General features: G+C 68.3%; 17 protein-coding genes and 1 pseudogene. 10 read left to right on the forward strand and 8 right to left on the reverse strand.

Annotated elements, in window-relative coordinates; translation table 11 throughout:
• Positions 1–22: 22 nt before the first annotated feature.
• Positions 23–487 carry an Lrp/AsnC family transcriptional regulator gene (locus AC1DSC_RS04785; protein WP_015867889.1) on the reverse strand — a complete coding sequence of 155 codons (465 nt, stop codon included), beginning with the start codon at positions 485–487 and terminating at the stop codon, positions 23–25.
• A 105-nt stretch (positions 488–592) separates the two neighbouring features.
• Between AC1DSC_RS04785 and mdeB the strand changes: the two genes are divergently transcribed.
• From mdeB to AC1DSC_RS04835, 10 genes and pseudogenes are all read left to right on the forward strand, one after another.
• Positions 593–3,259 (forward strand): alpha-ketoglutarate dehydrogenase, encoded by a 2,667-nt coding sequence (gene mdeB / locus AC1DSC_RS04790; RefSeq protein ID WP_369663799.1) that lies wholly within the window; start codon positions 593–595, stop codon positions 3,257–3,259.
• A gap of 67 nt (positions 3,260–3,326) precedes the next feature.
• Positions 3,327–4,103, forward strand: coding sequence for a FadR/GntR family transcriptional regulator (locus AC1DSC_RS04795; protein ID WP_015867887.1), 777 nt, complete (start codon positions 3,327–3,329; stop codon positions 4,101–4,103).
• 175 nt (positions 4,104–4,278) lie between these two features.
• Positions 4,279–5,601, forward strand: a pseudogene (locus tag AC1DSC_RS04800) (MFS transporter).
• Positions 5,602–5,617: 16 nt separating this feature from the next.
• Entirely contained in the window at positions 5,618–6,541 is a 924-nt protein-coding gene (ltnD, locus tag AC1DSC_RS04805) for an L-threonate dehydrogenase (protein WP_369663797.1), read from the forward strand.
• A 21-nt stretch (positions 6,542–6,562) separates the two neighbouring features.
• Positions 6,563–7,585, forward strand: a complete 1,023-nt coding sequence (gene denD / locus AC1DSC_RS04810; protein WP_369663796.1) for a D-erythronate dehydrogenase — start codon at positions 6,563–6,565, stop codon at positions 7,583–7,585.
• A gap of 3 nt (positions 7,586–7,588) precedes the next feature.
• Positions 7,589–8,857, forward strand: a complete 1,269-nt coding sequence (otnK, locus tag AC1DSC_RS04815) for a 3-oxo-tetronate kinase (protein ID WP_369663795.1) — start codon at positions 7,589–7,591, stop codon at positions 8,855–8,857.
• A gap of 336 nt (positions 8,858–9,193) precedes the next feature.
• Entirely contained in the window at positions 9,194–9,862 is a 669-nt protein-coding gene (locus AC1DSC_RS04820; RefSeq protein ID WP_369663794.1) for a class II aldolase/adducin family protein, read from the forward strand.
• Between the two features lie 25 nt (positions 9,863–9,887).
• Positions 9,888–10,706, forward strand: a complete 819-nt coding sequence (gene otnI, locus AC1DSC_RS04825) for a 2-oxo-tetronate isomerase (RefSeq protein ID WP_369663793.1) — start codon at positions 9,888–9,890, stop codon at positions 10,704–10,706.
• Positions 10,703–11,902, forward strand: coding sequence for an amidohydrolase family protein (locus AC1DSC_RS04830; RefSeq protein ID WP_369663792.1), 1,200 nt, complete (start codon positions 10,703–10,705; stop codon positions 11,900–11,902). The genes otnI and AC1DSC_RS04830 overlap by 4 nt, the downstream gene beginning before the upstream one ends.
• Complete coding sequence (locus AC1DSC_RS04835; RefSeq protein WP_015867879.1) at positions 11,899–12,366, forward strand: RidA family protein; 468 nt, start codon at positions 11,899–11,901, stop codon at positions 12,364–12,366. Before AC1DSC_RS04830 ends, AC1DSC_RS04835 begins: the two co-directional genes overlap by 4 nt.
• Here AC1DSC_RS04835 and AC1DSC_RS04840 read toward each other — a convergent pair.
• The 7 genes from AC1DSC_RS04840 to AC1DSC_RS04870 all read right to left on the reverse strand — a co-directional run bounded on the left by AC1DSC_RS04840 (position 12,359) and on the right by AC1DSC_RS04870 (position 19,205).
• On the reverse strand, positions 12,359–13,030 hold the full coding sequence (locus AC1DSC_RS04840) for a TetR family transcriptional regulator C-terminal domain-containing protein (protein ID WP_436288210.1): 672 nt from the start codon (positions 13,028–13,030) through the stop codon (positions 12,359–12,361). The two genes, AC1DSC_RS04835 and AC1DSC_RS04840, sit on opposite strands and share 8 nt — an antisense overlap.
• The gene (locus AC1DSC_RS04845) at positions 13,027–14,004 is read right to left on the reverse strand and encodes a PDR/VanB family oxidoreductase (protein WP_369663790.1); all 978 of its coding nucleotides are present in this window, start codon (positions 14,002–14,004) and stop codon (positions 13,027–13,029) included. The genes AC1DSC_RS04840 and AC1DSC_RS04845 overlap by 4 nt, the downstream gene beginning before the upstream one ends.
• Positions 14,005–14,029: 25 nt before the next feature.
• Positions 14,030–14,620 carry an NAD(P)H-dependent oxidoreductase gene (locus AC1DSC_RS04850; RefSeq protein ID WP_369663789.1) on the reverse strand — a complete coding sequence of 197 codons (591 nt, stop codon included), beginning with the start codon at positions 14,618–14,620 and terminating at the stop codon, positions 14,030–14,032.
• 141 nt (positions 14,621–14,761) lie between these two features.
• Positions 14,762–15,790: an ABC transporter substrate-binding protein gene (locus tag AC1DSC_RS04855; RefSeq protein WP_369663788.1), complete on the reverse strand. Its 1,029-nt coding sequence runs from the start codon at positions 15,788–15,790 to the stop codon at positions 14,762–14,764.
• Between the two features lie 383 nt (positions 15,791–16,173).
• Positions 16,174–17,538, reverse strand: a complete 1,365-nt coding sequence (locus AC1DSC_RS04860; RefSeq protein ID WP_436288209.1) for an FAD-binding oxidoreductase — start codon at positions 17,536–17,538, stop codon at positions 16,174–16,176.
• 4 nt (positions 17,539–17,542) lie between these two features.
• Positions 17,543–18,427, reverse strand: a complete 885-nt coding sequence (locus tag AC1DSC_RS04865) for an ABC transporter permease (protein WP_015867873.1) — start codon at positions 18,425–18,427, stop codon at positions 17,543–17,545.
• Positions 18,405–19,205, reverse strand: a complete 801-nt coding sequence (locus AC1DSC_RS04870; protein ID WP_369663786.1) for an ABC transporter ATP-binding protein — start codon at positions 19,203–19,205, stop codon at positions 18,405–18,407. Before AC1DSC_RS04870 ends, AC1DSC_RS04865 begins: the two co-directional genes overlap by 23 nt.
• Positions 19,206–19,216 lie beyond the last annotated feature (11 nt).

Genomic DNA, 19,216 nt, shown 5'->3' on the forward strand with positions numbered 1-19,216 from the left:
GGCCGCGCGCTGCCGCTGCTTCCTACCGGGGCAGCGGCAGCGCCGTCTTGTAGCGCACCTGCTTGAGCGCAAAGCTCGAGCGGATCTTCTCGATGCCTGGAATCGGCGTGAGCTGTTCCAGGATGAATTTCTCCAGCGCCGCCATGTCGGCCACGGCGATGCGGATCAGGTAGTCGCTGTCGCCCGTCATCAGGTAGCACTCCATCACCTCGTCGTGCTCGGCAATGCGCTGTTCGAAGTCGGCGAGCGACTGCTTGCTCTGCGTCGTCAGGCTGATCGAGATGAACACGTTGAGCCCCAGGCCCAGCGCCTTGGCGCTCGCGAGCGCCACGTAGCGGTCGATCACGCCATTCGCCTCGAGCATCTTCACGCGCGCGAGGCACGGCGAGGGCGACAGGTGCACGCGGCGCGCGAGTTCCACGTTCGACAGCGCGCCGTCGCGCTGCAGCTCGTCGAGGATGCGCAGGTCGATCGTGTCCAGTTGCATGAAATGCCGCCAAATAAAGAATTGCCGGAATTTTATGCTGGGACGCTCGCATGGAATTGGCTGTACCGGTAGCTAATTTGCCGCATGGCGGCCTAAAGTGCCGGCATGAACGCCCCGATCTCCGCCGACCAGATGCGCGCGCTGCTGCTCGACACGCCGCTCACGCACGACCCCGACCCTGCCGAGACCGCCGAATGGCGCGAGGCCTTCCTGGCACTGGCCCAGGCGCACGGCCCGCAGCGCGCACGGCAGATGCTGGCGGAGCTCGCCCGCCTCGCGCGGCAGCAGCGCATCGGCTGGCAGCCCGAGCTGGCGACGCCGTACGTCAACACCATCGCGGTGGAAGACCAGCCGCCGTTCCCGGGCGACCTGGCCGTCGAGGAGCGGCTGGCTTCGCTGATGCGCTGGAATGCGCTTGCGATGGTGGCGCGCGCCAACCAGGCTTATGGCGAGCTCGGCGGCCACATCGCGAGCTATGCGAGCGCGGCCGATCTGTTCGAGACGGGGTTCAATCATTTCTTCCATGCGCGCAAGGACACGGGCGAAGGCACACACCGCGGCGACCTCGTGTTCTTCCAGCCGCACAGCGCACCCGGCGTCTATGCCCGCGCCTACCTCGAAGGCCGCCTGACCGAAGAAGACCTCAAGCACTACCGCCAGGAACTGACCGCCCCCGCCTTCACCGAAGGCCGCGGCGCGCGCGGCCTCAGCAGCTATCCGCATCCCTACCTGATGCCGGACTTCTGGCAGTTCCCGACCGGCTCGATGGGCATCGGCCCGATCAGCTCGATCTACCACGCGCGCTTCATGCGCTATCTCACGCACCGCAACCTCTTGAACTGCGAAGGCCGCAAGGTCTGGGGCGTGTTCGGCGACGGCGAGATGGACGAGCCCGAATCGATGAGCGCCCTCACGCTGGCCGCGCGCGAAAAACTCGACAACCTCGTGTGGGTCGTCAACTGCAACCTGCAGCGCCTCGATGGCCCGGTGCGCGGCAACGGCCGCATCATCGACGAGCTCGAGAAGCTCTTTGCCGGGGCAGGATGGAACGTCATCAAGCTGGTCTGGGGCAGCGACTGGGACGGGCTCTTCGCGCAGGACGTGAGCGGTGCGCTGGCGCGCGTGTTCGCCGAAACCGTCGACGGCCAGATGCAGACCTTCGCGGCCAAGGACGGCCGCTTCAACCGCGACAACTTCTTCGGCCAGAACCCCGAGCTCGCGCGCCTGGCCGAAGGCATGACCGACGAGCAGATCGACCGCCTGAAGCGCGGCGGCCACGACCTCGTGAAGATCCATGCCGCCTATGCCGCCGCGGCCGCGCACAAGGGCCGGCCCACCGTGATCCTCGCCCACACCAAGAAGGGCTACGGCATGGGCAGCGCCGCGCAGGGCAAGATGACCACGCACTCGCACAAGAAGATGGGCGACGTCGACCTGCTGGAATTCCGCGACCGCTTCAGCCTGCCGCTGACCGATGCGCAGGCCATTGCGATGGACTTCTACCGCCCGCCCGAAGACAGCGCCGAGATGAAGTACCTGCGCAGCCACCGCGAAGCGCTCGGCGGCGCCATGCCGCGCCGCGAGACGGCCTGCGAGGTGGTGCCCAAGCCCGAGATCGCGAGCTATGCGCAGTTTGCGACGGCGGCCGCCGGCAAGGAAATGAGCACCACCATGGCCTTCGTGCGCATGCTGGGCAACCTGCTGAAGGACAAGGCGCTGGGCCCGCGCATCGTGCCCATCGTGGCCGACGAAGCGCGCACCTTCGGCATGGCCAACCTGTTCAAGCAGGTCGGCATCTATTCGAGCGTGGGCCAGCGCTATGCACCCGAGGACATCGGCTCCGTGCTGAGCTACCGCGAAGCCACCGACGGCCAGATCCTCGAGGAAGGCATCAGCGAAGCCGGTGCCATCGCGAGCTGGACGGCCGCGGCCACCAGCTACAGCGTGCACGGCCTCGCGATGCTGCCCTTCTACATCTACTACTCGATGTTCGGCTTCCAGCGCGTGGGCGATGCGATCTGGGCCGCGGCCGACCAGCGCGCGCGCGGCTTCCTGCTGGGCGCCACCTCGGGCCGCACCACGCTCGGCGGCGAAGGCCTGCAGCACCAGGACGGCACGAGCCACCTCGTGGCCGCGACCATTCCCAACTGCAAGGCCTACGACCCGGCCTTTGCGGGCGAGATGGCGGTGATCGTCGACGCGGGCATCCGCGAGATGATGGTCGAGCAGAAGGACGTGTTCTATTACGTCACGCTCATGAACGAGAACTACGCGCAGCCCGATGTGCCGCCAGGCGCGGAGGCCGGCATCCTGCGCGGCTGCTACCGCTTCGGCACGTACGCGCCGGCCTCGGGCAAGGCGAAGAAGAAGGTCACGCTGATGGGCTCGGGCGCGATCCTCACCGAGGTGGTCAAGGCCGCGCAGCGGCTGGCCGATGAAGGCATCGAGGCCGAGGTGTTCAGCGTCACGAGCTGGAGCGAGCTCGCGCGCGACGGCCTGGCTTGCGAGCAGCGCGCGATCGCGGGCGAGAAGGAAGCAGGCGTGCCGTTCATCGCGCAGCAGCTCGGCGCCGGCAAGAGCCCGATCGTCGCCGCCACCGACTACGTGCGCGCCGTGCCCGAGAGCGTGCGCGCCTTCCTGCCCGAAGGCCGCCGCTACCTCACGCTCGGCACCGACGGGTTCGGCCGCAGCGACACGCGCGCGGCGCTGCGCAGCTTCTTCGGGGTGGACGCGGCGAGCATCGCGAACGCGGCGCGCCACGCGCTCGGCTGAGTCCCGCGGGCGGCGCCTCGTCGTTCGGGCCTGCGTTAGAGTCGCAGGCCCCCTCCCTTTCGCGCCCATGACCGCCCGCTTCCAATCCATCGCTCCCGGTGCCCGCCTCGCCGACCAGGTGGCCGACGCCTTGGCCGCCGAAGTGCGCAGCGGTCGCCTGTCCGAGGGCGACCGCCTGCCGACCGAGAGCGCGCTGGCCGAGCAGTTCGGCGTGAGCCGCACGGTGGTGCGCGAGGCGGTGTCGCGGCTCAAGTCGCTGGGGCTGCTCGATTCGCGCCAGGGCAGCGGCGTGTACGTGCGCGCCGCGGGCGTGGAGCCGCTGCGCTTCGAGATGCCGCACGTGGCCTCGCGCGAAGCGGTGATCCAGATGGTCGAGCTGCGCCGTGCGCTCGAAGCCGAGGTGGCCGCGCTCGCGGCCGAGCGCCGCACCCCTGAGGACGTGCAGCACATCCGCGACGCCATCGACGCGCTGCATGCGGCCGTGGCCGCGGGCGGCAACGGCGCCGAGGAAGACGTGCGCTTTCACCGCGCCATTGCCGAGGCCGCGCGCAACCCGTTCCTGGTCGGCACGCTGCAGTACCTGCGGCAGTTCCTGCACGGCGCTACGCGCGTCACACGCGCCAACGAGGCGCGCCGTGCCGACTTCGCGCGCGAGGTGGCGCAGGAGCATGCGCGCATCGTCGAGGCCATCGAGGCCGGCGATGCGCTGCGGGCGCGCGAGGCGGCCAAGTCCCACATGGACAACGCGATCCGCCGCATCGAGCAGGCCGACCCCGCCTTCTGGCAGCAGGAGGGCGCGCAGCTCGCGCGGCCGCTGGTCGAAGGCTGGCCGCTCGGCAGCTGAGCGGCCGCGACACACAAGCTCACCAAAAAGGCGCTGCGGACGAGGGCGCCTGCGGGTTTACCCGAGGCAAAGCTCCGAGGTCAAATTTGTATGATGACCTGACAAATAAGGCGACGGCCGCGCGAGCCAGCGGCGGCAAGGCCTCTTTCTCATCCAAAGCGGGACAAACCTTCTCATGACTTCCTCCACCCTACCGGTTGGCGCACTGCCCGTGCCCGCCGACGCCGCGCTCGAGAAGCGCACCTATGCCAAGGTGTTCTGGCGCCTGGTTCCCTTTTTGATGCTGTGCTACGTGGTCGCCTACCTCGACCGCGTGAACGTGGGCTTTGCCAAGCTGCAGATGGGGCAGGACCTGGGCTTCAGCGAAACGGTGTTCGGCCTGGGCGCGGGCATCTTCTTCCTCGGCTACTTCCTGTTCGAGGTGCCGAGCAACCTGCTGCTCAACCGGGTGGGCGCGCGCATCTGGATCGCGCGGATCATGATCACCTGGGGCGTGCTGTCGGCCTGCTTCGTGTTCGTGGAAACGCCGAGCAGCTTCTACATCCTGCGCTTTCTGCTCGGCGTGGCGGAGGCGGGCTTCTATCCCGGCGTGATCCTTTACCTCACGCACTGGTATCCGGCGCACCGGCGCGCGCGGATCATCGCGGTGTTCATGTCGGCCATTCCGGTGGCGGGCATCTTCGGCAATCCGCTGTCGGGCTGGATCATGGACGCCTTCCACGGCGTGTCGTCGATGCACGGCTGGCAGTGGATGTTCATCATCGAGGCCGTTCCGGCCGTGCTCGTCGGCGTGATGGTGCTGCTCTACCTGGACAACAGCATCCAGCATGCACGCTGGCTCTCGCCCGAGGAAAAGAGCCTGCTGCAGCGCGAGGTCGAGCGCGACCAGGCGCATGGCGCCAAAGGCCCGCACTCGGTGGCCGCCATGTTCCGCGACATGCGCGTGTGGTGGATGGCGCTCATCTACTTCGCCTTCGTGATGGGCCAGTACGCGCTGACCTTCTGGCTGCCCACGCTGGTCTAGGCCACGGGCGTGAAGGGCAACCTGCACATCGGCCTCTTGAGTGCCATTCCGTTCATCTGCGCGATCGTCGCGATGAACCTCTTCGGCCGCAGCGCCGACCGCCGGCAGGAGCGCCGCTGGCACCTGATCGTGCCGGCGCTGATGGGCGCGGTGGGCTTCACGGTGGCCGCGTCGTACACGCAGAACACGGTCGTGTCGCTCGCCTTCCTCTCGCTCGCGGCGGCCGGCGTGCTGACCTGCGCGCCGCTCTTCTGGTCGCTGCCCACCGCCTTTCTCTCGGGCACGGCGGCCGCGGCGGGTATTGCGGCCATCAATTCGGTGGGTAATCTTGCGGGGTTCGCGAGCCCCTACCTCATCGGCTACCTGAAGGACCTCACGGGCAGCACGCAGATCGGCATGTACGTGCTGGCCGCTGCGCTGGTGCTCGGGGCCATCGGCGTGTGGCTCACGCCCAAGCAACTCGTCAACCGTTGATCGAAAGAACCCTCGCATGACTTCCAACTCCCCAACACCCGTCGTCGGCGTCGTGGGCCTCGGCGCCATGGGCGGCGGCATGGCGCAGTCGCTGCGCCGCGCGGGCTACGAGCCGCACGTGTTCGACGTGCGCCTGGACATGGCCCACGCCTTTGCGCGCGACGGCGGCGTGGCCTGCGACACGCTGGCCGCGCTCGGCGCGCAATGCGACATCGTGGTTTCCGTGGTGGTCAATGCGGCGCAGACCGAATCGGTGTTGTTCGGCGACGGCACCACGCCCGGCTGCGCGGCGTCGATGAAGCCTGGCAGCCTGTTCGTGATGTGTTCCACCGTGGACCCGAACTGGTCGGTCGCGCTCGAGGCGCGCCTGGCCGCAAAGGGCATCCTGTACCTCGACGCGCCGATCTCCGGCGGCGCCGCCAAGGCCGCGAGCGGCCAGATGACGATGATGACCGCGGGCACGCCCGCGGCTTACGAAAAGGCCGGCGCCGTGCTCGACGCGATGGCGGCCAAGGTTTATCGTCTGGGCGACCGCGCAGGGGCGGGCAGCAAGGTCAAGGTCATCAACCAGCTGCTGGCCGGGGTGCACATTGCCGCGGCGGCCGAGGCCATGGCGCTGGGCCTGCGCGAAGGCGTGGACCCGGCCGCGCTGTACGAGGTCATCACGCACAGCGCGGGCAACAGCTGGATGTTCGAGAACCGCATGGCGCACGTGCTGGCGGGCGACTACACGCCGCTGTCGGCCGTCGACATCTTCGTGAAGGACCTGGGCCTGGTGCTCGACGTGGCGCGTGCCAGCAAGTTTCCGCTGCCGCTGTCGTCCACCGCGCACCAGATGTTCATGCAGGCCTCCACCGCGGGCTTCGCGCGCGAGGACGACAGCGCGGTCATCAAGATTTTTCCCGGCATCGAACTGCCGGCTGCCGACAAGAAAGCCTGAAGTCAAAGGAAGACAAGCACCATGAACATTCTCATCACCGGAGGCTGCGGTTTCGTCGGCACGCGGCTCGCGCGCACGCTGCTCGCGGGCGGCCCGCTGGCACTGGCGGGCGGCGCGGCCCAGTCCATCTCGCGCATCACGCTGGCCGACCGCGTGGCGCCGCCCGCCGACCTCGCGGCCGATGCGCGCGTGCAGTTCGTGCAGGGCGACCTGTACGAGCAGGCCACCGGCGGCGCGCTGCCGCTGGCCGACACGCACGCCGTGTTCCACCTGGCCGCGGCCGTGAGCGGCGAATGCGAGGCCGACTTCGACCTGGGCATGCGCAGCAACCTCGACACCACGCGCGCGCTGCTCGACGCCTGCCGCCGCGCGGGCCATGCGCCGGTGTTCGTGTTCTCCAGCTCGGTCGCGGTGTTCGGCGATTCGCCCGAGCAGCGGCTGCCCGCGGTGATCGAGGACACCACCTTGCCGACGCCGCAGAACAGCTACGGCATCCAGAAGTTCATCGGCGAGCAGCTGGTGGCCGACTTCACGCGCAAGGGTTTCGTGCAGGGCCGCAACGTGCGGCTCATGACGGTCTCGGTGCGGCCGGGCCGGCCCAACGGCGCGGCCTCCAGCTTCCTGAGCGGCATGCTGCGCGAGCCGCTGGCGGGCGAACGCGCGCGCTGCCCCGTGGCGCCAGAAACGGCAGTCGCGCTCGCATCGCCCGGCAACACCGTCGCGGGCATCGTGCGCGCGGCCACGGCCAGCGCCGCCGAATGGGGCGCACGCACCGCCGTCAACCTGCCGGCGCTGACCACCACCGTGCGCGAGATGGCCGATGCGCTCGAACGCATCGCCGGCAAGGACGCCACCGGGCTGATCGACTGGGAACCCGATGCGGCCATCGCCAAGATCGTGACCAGCTGGCCCAGCCGCATCCACGCCGCGCGCGCCGAGGCGCTGGGCCTCGCGGCCGACGCGAGCTTCGACGCCATCCTGCGCGACTACGTGCGCGAGAACCCGCAGGCGGTGAAGCTGCCTGTCTTCGCCACCAAGGACTGAGCCATGGCCAAGTTGCTGCTCGGCTGCATCGCCGACGACTTCACCGGCGCGACCGACCTCGCCAACAACCTCGTGCGCGCCGGCATGCGCGTGGTGCAGGCGATCGGCGTGCCCGCCATGCCGCTCGATGCGGAAGTCGATGCGGTGGTGGTCGCGCTCAAGTCGCGCACCATTGCGCCGGCCGAGGCCATCGCGCAGTCGCTCGATGCGCTGCGCTGGCTGCAGGCGCAGAGCGCGCAGCAGATCTACTTCAAGTACTGCTCCACCTTCGACAGCACGCCGCAAGGCAACATCGGCCCGGTGACCGAGGCGCTGATGGAGGCGCTGAAGTGCGGCTTCACCATTGCCACGCCCGCCTTCCCCGACAACAAGCGCACCGTGTTCAAGGGCTACCTGTTCGCGGGCGAGGTGCTGCTCAATGAGAGCGGCATGCAGAACCATCCGCTCACGCCGATGACCGACCCGAACCTGGTTCGCGTGCTGCAGGCCCAGTGCACGCGCAAGGTCGGGCTGATCGACCACGCGGTGGTGGCGCGCGGCGCGGCGGCCGTCACGGAGCGCATCGAGCAGCTCCAAGGCGAGGGCGTGTCGGTCGCCATCGTCGACGCGGTGTCGAACGACGACCTGCTGCGCCTGGGCCCGGCGCTCGCGAAGATGCCGCTGGTTACGGCCGGCTCGGGCGTGGCCATCGGGCTGCCGGCCAACTTCGGCCTTGCGCCGTCGTCGCAGGCCAGTGCGCTGCCGACGGCCGGCGGACTGCGCGCCGTGGTGTCGGGCAGCTGCTCGCTGGCCACCAACCGGCAGGTGCTCGACTTCATCCAGCGCGGCGGCGCGGCGCTGGCCGTGGATCCGCTGCGCATTGCCGCGGGCGTGGATGTCGCGGCCGAGGCATTGGCCTGGGCCGCGCCGCTGGTCGAGAAGCAGCCGGTGCTGGTCTATTCCACGGCCGAGGCCGGCGCCGTGAAATCGGTGCAGGGCAAGCTCGGTGTCGAGGAGGCCGGCGCAATGGTCGAGCGCACCATTGCCGCGATTGCGCGCGGCCTGGTCGAGCGGGGTGTGCGCCAGCTGGTGGTGGCGGGCGGCGAAACCTCCGGTGCCTGCGTTCAGGCACTGGGCATCGCGCAGATGCAGATCGGCCCGCAGATCGATCCGGGGGTGCCGTGGTGCCATGCGCGCACGGATGTCGAAGGTTTGCCGGTGCACATTGCGCTGAAGTCCGGGAACTTCGGGGGGGATGACTTCTTCACCAAGGCCTTTACAGTGCTTGAATGATGTTCATGCTCGGTGTCTTTTCAGGGCGCGCTCCCGCCGATGGGGTACCTTGCTCCGCGAATGTCCCCCGCCCTTCGGGCTCCTCCTTGATTTCGCTGCGCAAGGCACCCCATCAGCGGGAGCGTTGCAAAGAGCGGTGGTTGATCAGCGGTACACCATGAGCGTGCCCAGGTGCACAGAGCATCGGGTGCTCCCCGCAGCGAAATCAAGGAGGAGGCCGCAGGCCGGGGGACATTCGCGGAGGGGAGTACCCGGTGATCTGTGCACACACCCTGGACAACAGCACCCTGAACAAGACCGCCCGAACACAGCCAAACTCGCGCAGTTAAAAAAGACATGAAAGAAACCCAAGCCCGAGAAGAAATCTGCCGAGTCGGCCGCAGCCTGTTCGAACGCGGCTACGTGCATGCCACCGCGGGCAACATCAGCGTGCGGCTGGACGACGGTTTTCTGATCACGCCGACCGATGCCTGCCTGGGTTTTCTCGACCCCGCGCGTCTTGCCAAACTCGACGCGCAAGGCCAGCAGACCGGCGGCGACCGCGCCAGCAAGACCATCGCGCTGCACACGCGCATCTACGCCGCCGCCCGCAAGTTCGATGCAGGCACGGCCTGCGTGATCCACACGCACAGCACGCACTGCGTCGCGCTCACGCTGGCGAACACGCCGGGCGACGAGCTGCTGCCCGCGCTCACGCCGTACTTCGTCATGAAGGTCGGCCACGTACCGCTCATTCCGTACCACCGCCCCGGCGCGCCCGAAGCGGCCGAACTCGTGGCGCAGGCCATCGAGCGCCATGGCGCGGCCGGCACGCCGATTCGGGCCGTGATGCTCGAACGCCTCGGCCCCAACGTGTGGCACGGGAACCCGGCCGCCGCCATGGCCGTGCTCGAGGAACTCGAGGACACCGCCAAGCTCCAGCTCCTCGCCGGCCCTGCCAGGCCCGAGCCGCTCGGCAATGAACAGATCGATGAACTGCGCCGCATCTTCGGTGCGCGCTGGTAGCCGCCAGTAGTAGTAAAAACACGCCATGCCCCAATTCGCCGCCAACCTCTCGATGCTCTATCCGGAGCTCGACTTCCTCGACCGCTTCGAAGCCGCCGCGAAAGACGGCTTCAAGGCCGTCGAATATCTTTTTCCCTATGCCTTCGCAAAGGAAGAGCTCGCCGCGCGGCTCCAGCACAACGGCCTGCAGCAGGTGCTCTTCAACGCCCCTCCGGGCGACTGGGACCGCGGCGAACGCGGCCTGGCCTGCCTGCCGGGCCGCGACGCCGAATTCCGCGAAGGCATGGCCAGCGCCATCGACTACGCCGTGGCGCTCGGCTGCCCGCGCATCCACGTCATGGCGGGCCTGGTGCCCGAAGGCCTGGAGCGCGAGGCCGTGCAGCCCGTGTACGTCGACAACCTGCGCTGGGCCGCGGCCGAGGCGGCCAAGGCCGGGCGCGACGTGCTGATCGAGCCCATCAACACGCGCGACATCCCGCGCTTCTTCCTCAACCGGCAGGACCATGCGCACGAGATCGTCGACATGGTGGGCGCACCCAACCTCAAGGTGCAGATGGACCTGTACCACTGCCAGATCGTCGAGGGCGACGTGGCCATGAAGATCCGCAAGTACCTGCCCACCGGGCGCGTGGGCCACATCCAGATTGCCGGCGTGCCCGAGCGCCACGAGCCCGACATCGGCGAGCAGAACTACCCCTACCTGTTCGACCTGATCGACGAGGTGTCGGCGCAGTCCGGCTGGCAGGGCTGGGTCGGCTGCGAGTACCGGCCCCGGCGCGGCTCGGAACCCGGCGGCACCTCGGCGGGGCTCGGCTGGCTGCGGGCGCTGCAACAGCGCGCATGAAACTCGAGTCGCTGCGCATTCCATCGCGGCTGCGCGGCTTTGCCGCGGGCGATGCGCAGGTCTTCGACGTCACGCTGGCCGGCGACAGGGTGCAGGCCGTCGTGCCGAGCGCATCGCAGTCGCAGGCGCGCGGCACCTTGCTGAGCGCGCTCGTCGAGGCGCATGCGCACATCGACAAGAACTACACCGTGCAGGAAGTCGGCGCGGCCGAGGGCAACCTGTTCGCGGCCATCGACCGCATGGCGAAGCACCGCGCGGGCTGGAGCGGCCAGGCGCTGCGCCCGCGCATGGAGCGCGCGCTGCACGAGGCCTGGCAGTCGGGCACGCGGGCGCTGCGTACCCACATCGACTGGGTGGAGGGCGAGCCGCCCGCCGCGCTGGCGGTGTTCGAGGCGCTGCGCGAAGAGTGGCGCGGCCGCATCGAGCTGCAGTTCGTCTCTCTCACGCCGCTCGACCTGTTCGCGGACCTCGCGGCCGGCGAGCGCATTGCGCGCGAGGTGAAGCGCGCGGGCGGCGTGCTGGGCGCCTTCGTGTATCGCAACGAAGGCCTGGTGCACAAGCTGGGCCGCGTGTTCGACCTCGCGCAGGACCACGGCCTGGGCCTCGACTTCCATGTCGACGAGGGTCTCGACGCCGACGCGAGCGGCCTGCGCAGCATTGCGCAGCTGATGCGTGCGCGCGACTTCCGGCGCGGCGTGGTCTGCGGCCACTGCTGCTCGCTGGCGATGCAGGACGATGCCGTTGCCAACGAAACGCTGGCGCTGTGCGCGGGCGCCGGCATCCACATCGTCGCGCTGCCGACCACCAACCTCTACCTGCAGGGCGCCTGGGACCGCACGCCCGTGCCGCGCGGCATCACGCGCATCCGCGAGGCGGCGGCACGGGGCTTGCGTGCGAGCCTGGCCACGGACAACGTGCAGGACGCCTTCTATCCCTATGGCAGCTACGACCTTCTCGAAACCTTCGGCCTCGGTGTGCAGATGGCGCACCTCGCGCCCGCGGAAGAATGGCTCGACGCGATCACCGTCAGCCCCGCGAAGGCGCTCGGCCTGGCATGGGACGGCCGCATTGCGCCGGGCTGCCCCGCGGACCTGGTGCTGCTCGCGGCCACCGGCGAGCATGAGCTGGTCGGCTCGCGCGGGCGCCGGCGCACCGTGATCCGTGGCGGTCAAGAAATTCTGGAGCAGACACGATGAGCATGGGCAAGCCAATGGCCAACTACGCCGCCGCCAAGCGCGTGGGCGATTTCGTCTTCATGAGCGGCGTGGTTGCGGTCGACCCGGCCACGCGCCGCGCCGTGGCCGGCTACGAGGCCCTGCCCGAGGAAGGCCGCACGGCCCTGCAGGGCCTGGGCTATGCCACGGGCCAGATGTCGGTCGACATCTTCGAGGCGCCCATCGTGGCGCAGAGCTGGTTCGTGCTCGAGCGCATCCGCCAGATCGCGGCCGAGCATGGCGGCACCATGGAAGACGTGGTGAAGCTGGTGCAGTACTTCCGCCAGCTGCCGCACTACGCCTTCTACAACCGCGTGCGCGGCCTGTTCTATCCGGGCGAGCCGCCGGTCAGCACGGTGGTCGAGGTGTCGCGCTTCCTGCCGGGCGACGAGGTGCTGGTGGAAGTGGAAGCCACCATGTACCTGCCGCAGCATCGCCCTACTTGACGCCCGCGCCTTTCAGCAGGAATTCGGTCACCTGCTCGATCAGGTAGCGCCGGTCCTTGCTGTCCTTGTCCTGGCCCTGCTGCGCCACGTTGCGAAAGTAAGCAGCCTGCGTGGCGTGGTCGGCATAGAACTGCGTCACCGCCCAGATGTGGAACAGCACCAGCATCGGGTCGGCCTTGTCCATCAGGCCCTGGTTCATCCAGTTCTGGATCACGGCGGCGGCCTGGTCGGTGCGCTGCTTGCTCGTGTCCATCATGGCGTTGAGCACCGGCGCGCCGCGCATCATCTCGGCCGTGAAGATGCGCGAGCGCAGTGGGTGCTCGAACGAGAACACCATCTTGCGGCGGATCAGGTCGCCCAGCACCTTGCGCGGGCCGAAGGCCTCGTCGGCAAAGCCGAACACCACGATCCAGTCGTTGAGGATGTCCTGCAGGATCTGCCGGTAGAGCGCTTCCTTGCTTTCGATGTAGTAGTGCAGCTGCGCCTTCGAGAGCCCGGCCTTGTCGGCAATGGCCTGGGTCGAGGCGCCGGCCAGGCCCTCGCTTGCGAACACCTCGATGGCGGCCTGGTTGATGAGGCCGAGCACCTGCGTGTACTTGCGCGAGCGGCCGCGCGTGGCGGGCGCCTCGCTGTCGCTTTCTCTTTCCTCTTCTCCGATGCTCACAGCTGCAGCACCAGTTCCCGGCCCTTGGCGCGCGAGCAGCACAGGGCCACCTTGTGGCGCCGCTCGCTGCCCGTGAGGCAGAAGTCGCGGTGCTCCGCGCCTTCGCCATCGCCCTCGACCACGCAGGTGCCGCACAGGCCCTGCTGGCACGACACCGGAATGTCGATGCCCACTTCGTGCAGCGCATCGACGGCGGTCTGGTCGGCCGCCACCGGCACGCTGATGCCGCGCTGCGCGAGCTTCAGCGTGAAGGGCAGGCCGGTGCTCGCGTTCGCATCGGTGGGGGCGGCGAAGTATTCGGTGTGCAGCGTGTCTTCGGGCCAGTGCGCCGCAGCCTCGCGCACCGCCCGCATGAAGCCGCCGGGGCCGCAGACATACAGGTGCGTGTTGGGTGCGCGCTCGGCCAGCAGCGCGCGCAGGTCGATGCGCCGGCTGGCGCCGCCCTGGTCGAGGTGCAGTCGCAGGTGCGGCGCCAGCGCGGACGAATGCAGCGCATCGGCAAAGGCCAGGTGCTCCTCGCTGCGCGCGAACACGCAGAGCGTGAACGAGGCACCGCGCGCCGCGAGCGCCTGCGCCATGGCCAGCAGCGGCGTCATGCCGATGCCGCCGGCCATCAGCAGATGGTGCCCGGCCTCTTCGCGCAGCGCAAAGGTGTTGCGCGGCACGCTGATCGCGAGCAGGTCGCCTTCGCGCACGCGCTCGTGCATCGAGGCCGAGCCGCCGCGGCTTTGGGCCTCGCGCTTGACGCCGATCACGTAGGACGCCGCGGCGTGCGACGGCGCGTTCGAAAGAGACCATCGCGCCAGCGAGTACTGGCGCGAGAAGCCGCCGGGCATGTGCACGTCGATGTGCGCGCCGGCCTCGTAGCCCGGCAGCGTGCGGCCCCACGGATGGGCCAGCTCGAAGGCCAGGATTTCCGGCGTCTCGCGCGAGATGCGTTCGACGCGGACGGTGAGCGTGCGTTCGAGGCTCATGGTGGGGTCTGTCTCCTCTGTCCTGCTAGATGCTCTGCAGCTTGCGCGCAACGCGTTCGATGAAATGGGTGCGGTCGCGCGCGGTGACCGCGTTCATGTCGTGCAGCTGCAGCCACGTGACCTTGCAGCGCCATGCGAACAGCGCCCGCAGCGCGCGCGTGAAGAGCCGCCGGCCCGGGTCGCCGATGAGCATCACGAACCAGCGCGGCGAGCCGCCCGTGGTCACCACCGTCAGCCGCCGAATGTGCCGCATGCCCGACCTCGCGAGCTGTCCCTTGCGCTCTGCCGGCAGGAAGGCCACGCCCGGCAGCCACACGCGCTCGAGCCAGCCCTTGAGCATCGACGGCGGTCCATGGAACCAGGTGGGATAGACGAACACCAGGTGCTCGGCCCACAGCAGCGCTTCGACATGCGGCTTCACGCGTTCGCGGATCAGTTCGGGGTTGTCGAGGTAGGCGATGCGCTCTTCGCGCGTGAGCGTGGGCTCGAAGCCTTCGGCGTAGAGATCGATGGCCTTGACGGGGTGCCGCGGCTCGAGGGCCTCGAGGGCGGTGCGGTAGAGCGCGTGGTTGAAGCTGTCAGGGTTCGGATGGCAGTGGACGACGAGCGTTTTCATGAGGAGGGCCGGTTCGCCGGTTCGGCGAGACGGGGTCAGAGCCCAGGGAATGAAGAGCCGCGCAGTGCCTTATGGCAACCCAGGCGCCGGCATCTGACCCCGGCGCAAGCCCCGCGCGGCCCACGGGAAAAGACGGTGTGCTTACTTGCCGGCGAGCTTCTTGCGGATGTCGAGGCCGACGCCCTTGTTGACGAACTGCGTGGTGACGACCTTCGAGAGGTCGACCTCGCCCGGCTTGTAGAGGCCGGCCTTCACCATCTTGTCGTAGAAGTCCTTCACGCGGGCCTCGTCCATTGCGCCGATGCCCTTGGTGAGCGATTCGCCGCTGTCGACGATGCCCATCTTCTTCATGAGTTCGATGGAGCCTTGGGACGCGGCGACGGGCGAGTCGGGGTTGATCTTGGCGATCATCTCGTTGGCGGCCTTGTTGTCGCCGTAGAGGTAGTTGTTCCAGCCGATGATCGAGGCCTCGACGAACTTGCGCACGGTCTCGGGCTTGGTCTTGACGAGGTCGGCGCGCGTCTCGATGGTGGTCGAGTAGGTCGAGAAGCCGTTGTCGGCCAGCAGCTGCACCACCGGGTCGAAGCCGGCCTGCGCCTTGATCGAGAGCGGCTCGGAGATGGCGTAGCCCTGCTGGATGGACTTCTTGTCGGCCAGGAACGGGCCGACGTTGAAGGTGTAGGGCTTGAGCTGCGAATCCTTGAAGCCGTGCTCCGATTTCATCCACTGCCAGAAGCTGAACTGGCCATCCTTGCCGATGAAGGCCACGGGCGCCTTGGCCATGTCCTTGAAGGTGTCGAAGCCCTGTCCCGGATGGGCGAACATGGCCTGTGGGTCTTTCTGGAAGAAGGCCGCGACCACGACGGTGGGCACGCCGTTCTTCACGTTGTCGAAGGACTGAAGCAGGTTGCCGGTCATGAGGAAGTCGATCTTGCCGGCCGGCAGCATGGGCCGGTTGTTGACCATGGGTCCGCCCTGCTGGATGTCGACGTCGAGGCCATACTTCTTGTAGGTGCCGTCCACCAGCGCCTGGTAGAAGCCGCCGTGGCCGGCCTGCGCCTTCCAATTGGTGGCGAACACCACTTTTTCCTGCGCCTGTGCGGCGAAGGCGGCGGCCGCGAGGGCCAGGGCTAGGGCGAGCGGACGGATGGTCAGAGCGGGAACGTGCATGGCAGTGGACTCCTGGTGTGAATTCGACGGGGTATTTTCATGTCGGCTTGGCCATTGTTCGATGGCAAGCGCTGTTGTTCGTGGTGCGTGCACAGGCCACCGGGTACTCCCCTCCGCGAATGTCCCCCGGCCTGCGGCCTCCTCCTTGATTTCGCTGCGGGGAGCACCCGATGCCCTGTGCACGATGGGCGCGGCTCTGGTGCTGGCCGATCAACGACCGCTCTGTACAACGCTCCCGTCGATGGGGTGCCTTGCGCAGCGAAATCAAGGGGGAGGCCGAAGGCCGGAGGACATTCGCGGAGCAAGGTACCCCGTCGGCGGGAGCGCGCCCTGAATAGCAGCCCTCGAAATCAACGCGACGAAAGACAGGGCGACGCTTCATTTCAACGCTCGACAGCCATCTCGGAAGTCCAGCCACGCGTCTTGCCGGGGTTCATGAGCCCCATCGGATCGCTGCGCTTCTTGAACTCGATCTGCTGCGTGTCGATGGTCTTCATGCCGCCGTCCTCGATGGTCACGACATGCGGATTGAAGATCTTGCAGCCGCCCTGCGACTCGATCTCGCGGATCACCTCGTACTGGTGGGCTTCGCCCTTCCAGCGCACCAGCAGGATGCCGAAGGTGCCGCATTCGCCGCCGGCGCGTGCGAAGTCCTGGTGCTGCAGCACCTCGTCGCCGAAGATTTGCAGATGGCGCTCGACCACCGCCGGGTCGAAGGGCTGGGCGTAGGCCACCTGCAGGTAGGTCCAGCCGCGGTCGGCCTTGAGCGCCTGCAGCGTCGTGTGGTTGAACGCGCATTCGTACGCGGGCGGAAGGCCCTCGGCAAGCAGTTCGGGCTCGGTACCGGCGACGGAGAGGGTGCCGCCATGCGCGGCGGCCAGCGCGCGGAACCCGGCCATCGAATCGGGCGAGACCATCGCGAACGCGGCATGCCGGTCGCGCGGAAAGCGGTCGCGCATCGCCGTGTAGTAGGGTGAGAAGCGGGCCTCGACCGTGGAGAGCAAAAAGATGTCGAGCGCCGGCGCCTGCGCCGCAATGCCGAAATCGAGCGCGCCGCGGTACGTCTCGAACAGCACCGTGCAGTGCACCCACTCGACCGCCGGACTCAGCGCCACTTCCACGTCGAGGATCACGCCATTGGTGCCGTAGGCGTGGTGCACCTGCTGGATCTCGTCGCCGTGCAGTTCGATGATGCGCGGCTCGCGCTCCACCGTCATCACGCGCGCGCGCAGCAGGTTGCCGGGGTCGCGCAGGATGCCGTGGCGGAACGAGCCGATGCCGCCGAAGCCGCCCGCGATGAAGCCGCCGATGGTGGCCACGTGCCAGGTCGAAGGCCACATGCGCAGCGCCTGGCCGGTTTCGCGCGCCGCAAGGTCGATGTCGTGCATGCGCGCGCCGGCCTCCACGCGCATGCGGCCATCCTGGATGTCGAGCACGCGGCACATCTGCGTCACGTCGAGCACGATGCCGCCTTCGAGCGGCACGCACTGGCCGTAGTTGCCGGTGCCCCCGGCGCGCACGGTGAGCGGCAGCTTCCACTTGGCGGCCACGGCGGCCGCCTGGCGCACGTCGTCCTCGGTGCTGACCTTGACGACGAGGTCGGCCACGCAGCCCGCGAGCTGCGCGCTGAGGATGGGGCTGTACCAGTAGAAGTCCTTGGACAGCTGCTTGCGCTGGGCCGGCGCGGTGATCAGGTTGAGCCCGCGCAGATCGGCGCGCACGGCCTCCCAGTCGGTGGCGGCGTGCATGGCCCTAGCGTTCACGGCGCATCTCGCTTTCATGCCAGTGGCCGAGCACGAGACGCGACAGTGCCGCGAACACGATGAAGATCACGATGCCGAGCAGGGACACCAGCAGCAGCGCCGCGAACATCATCGGGATCTCGGTGCGGAAGCTCGATTCGAGGATGCGCGAGGCCAGGCCCGTTTCCTTGCCCGCGGTGCCGGCCGTGAACTCCGCCACCACCGCGCCGATCAGGCTCAGCCCGCCCGCGATCTTCAGTCCCGCCATGAAGTAGGGCAGCGCGCTGGGCGCGAGCAGGTAGCGGAAGGTCTGCCACGGCGAGGCCTTGTAGAGCTGGAACAGATCGCGCAGGTTGCTGTCGGCGCTTTTCAGGCCGATGACGGTGTTCGACAGGATCGGGAAGAAGGCCACGATCCACGCGCACAGCAGAAGCGCCGCGGTGGTGCTCGACACGTAGATCAATATGAGCGGCGCGATCGCGATGATCGGCGTCACCTGCAGGATCACGGCGATCGGGAACAGGCCGATCTCGACCCACTTGAAGAGCGCGAAGGCAATCGCCAGCAGCACGCCGCCCACGATGGCCGCGCCGAGCGCGAGCAGCGTGAGCTTCACCGTGAACCACAGCGCGCTGGAGAGCGAGCCCCAGTTGTCGAACAGCGTGCGAAGAATGAGCGAAGGCGCGGGCAGGATGTAGTGCGGGATGTTGTTGGCGCGCACCATCCATTCCCAGGCCAGCAGCAGCGCAATGACGATGCCCGCAGGCACCGCGATGCGCAGCATCGATTCGCGCCGGCGCAAGCCGTCTTCGTGTGCGCGCAGCGCGGCCTCGGAGGGCGCCGTGTCCGCGTCCGCGAGCGCGGCGGGCTCATCAGTGATCGATGTCGACGCCATGCAGGGCTCCATGCAGGGATTGCGACACGGCGGTGCAGTGCACGTTGTAGCGGCTCGAGGTGCGGAATTCCTCGCCGCGCGGATAGGGCTCGTCGATGCCGATCTCCTCGATCACGCGGCCCGGGCGCGCGGCCATCACCACGATGCGGTCCGAGAGGTACACCGACTCGTAGACGCTGTGCGTGACGAACACCACCGAGAAGCGGTGCTCGCGCCAGATCGCGAGCAGGTCGTTGTTGAGCTTGATGCGCGTCATCTCGTCGAGCGCGGCAAAGGGCTCGTCCATCAGCAAGAGGCGCGGATGCGTGACCAGCGCGCGCGCGATCGACACGCGCATCTTCATGCCGCCCGAAAGCTCGCGCGGGTACACGCCCGCGAAGCGCGAGAGGCCGACCATCTCGAGGGCCTGCTGCACCACCGGCGCGGCCGCATCGCGGCTCTGGCCCGCGAGCTTGAGCGGCAGCCAGACGTTGTCGAACACCTTGGCCCAGGGCATGAGCGTGGGCTCCTGGAACACGAAGCCCAGGTCGCGGTCGCTCTGTGTCTTGCTGGTGTTGGCGCCGGACCATTGCATCTCGCCCGAGCTGAGCCGGGTCAGGCCGGCGATCAGCCTGAGCGCGGTGCTCTTGCCGCAGCCCGAGGGGCCGAGAAAGCTGATGAAGTCGTGCTCGCCGATGTCCAGCGTCATGCCCTGCAGCGCGAGCGTGCCGTTGGCAAAGCGCTTGCTGACATGACGCAGGCTGACCAGCGGCGAAGAAGAGGTCGCGAAGCTTTCCATGGTGGCTGCGA

The organism is Variovorax sp. 01N425 (assembly GCF_056399465.1).

Bases quoted from the DNA above. Each gene is read 5' to 3' on its own strand.
- mdeB (WP_369663799.1), top strand. From the start codon at position 593: ATGAACGCCCCGATCTCCGCCGACCAGATGCGCGCGCTGCTGCTCGAC.
- AC1DSC_RS04850 (WP_369663789.1), bottom strand. From the start codon at position 14,620: ATGAAAACGCTCGTCGTCCACTGCCATCCGAACCCTGACAGCTTCAAC.
- AC1DSC_RS04860 (WP_436288209.1), bottom strand. From the start codon at position 17,538: ATGCACGCCGCCACCGACTGGGAGGCCGTGCGCGCCGATCTGCGCGGG.
- AC1DSC_RS04795 (WP_015867887.1), top strand. From the start codon at position 3,327: ATGACCGCCCGCTTCCAATCCATCGCTCCCGGTGCCCGCCTCGCCGAC.
- AC1DSC_RS04820 (WP_369663794.1), top strand. From the start codon at position 9,194: ATGAAAGAAACCCAAGCCCGAGAAGAAATCTGCCGAGTCGGCCGCAGC.
- AC1DSC_RS04865 (WP_015867873.1), bottom strand. From the start codon at position 18,427: ATGGCGTCGACATCGATCACTGATGAGCCCGCCGCGCTCGCGGACGCG.
- otnK (WP_369663795.1), top strand. From the start codon at position 7,589: ATGGCCAAGTTGCTGCTCGGCTGCATCGCCGACGACTTCACCGGCGCG.
- AC1DSC_RS04870 (WP_369663786.1), bottom strand. From the start codon at position 19,205: ATGGAAAGCTTCGCGACCTCTTCTTCGCCGCTGGTCAGCCTGCGTCAT.
- AC1DSC_RS04855 (WP_369663788.1), bottom strand. From the start codon at position 15,790: ATGCACGTTCCCGCTCTGACCATCCGTCCGCTCGCCCTAGCCCTGGCC.
- denD (WP_369663796.1), top strand. From the start codon at position 6,563: ATGAACATTCTCATCACCGGAGGCTGCGGTTTCGTCGGCACGCGGCTC.
- otnI (WP_369663793.1), top strand. From the start codon at position 9,888: ATGCCCCAATTCGCCGCCAACCTCTCGATGCTCTATCCGGAGCTCGAC.
- AC1DSC_RS04785 (WP_015867889.1), bottom strand. From the start codon at position 487: ATGCAACTGGACACGATCGACCTGCGCATCCTCGACGAGCTGCAGCGC.
- ltnD (WP_369663797.1), top strand. From the start codon at position 5,618: ATGACTTCCAACTCCCCAACACCCGTCGTCGGCGTCGTGGGCCTCGGC.
- AC1DSC_RS04845 (WP_369663790.1), bottom strand. From the start codon at position 14,004: ATGAGCCTCGAACGCACGCTCACCGTCCGCGTCGAACGCATCTCGCGC.
- AC1DSC_RS04830 (WP_369663792.1), top strand. From the start codon at position 10,703: ATGAAACTCGAGTCGCTGCGCATTCCATCGCGGCTGCGCGGCTTTGCC.
- AC1DSC_RS04835 (WP_015867879.1), top strand. From the start codon at position 11,899: ATGAGCATGGGCAAGCCAATGGCCAACTACGCCGCCGCCAAGCGCGTG.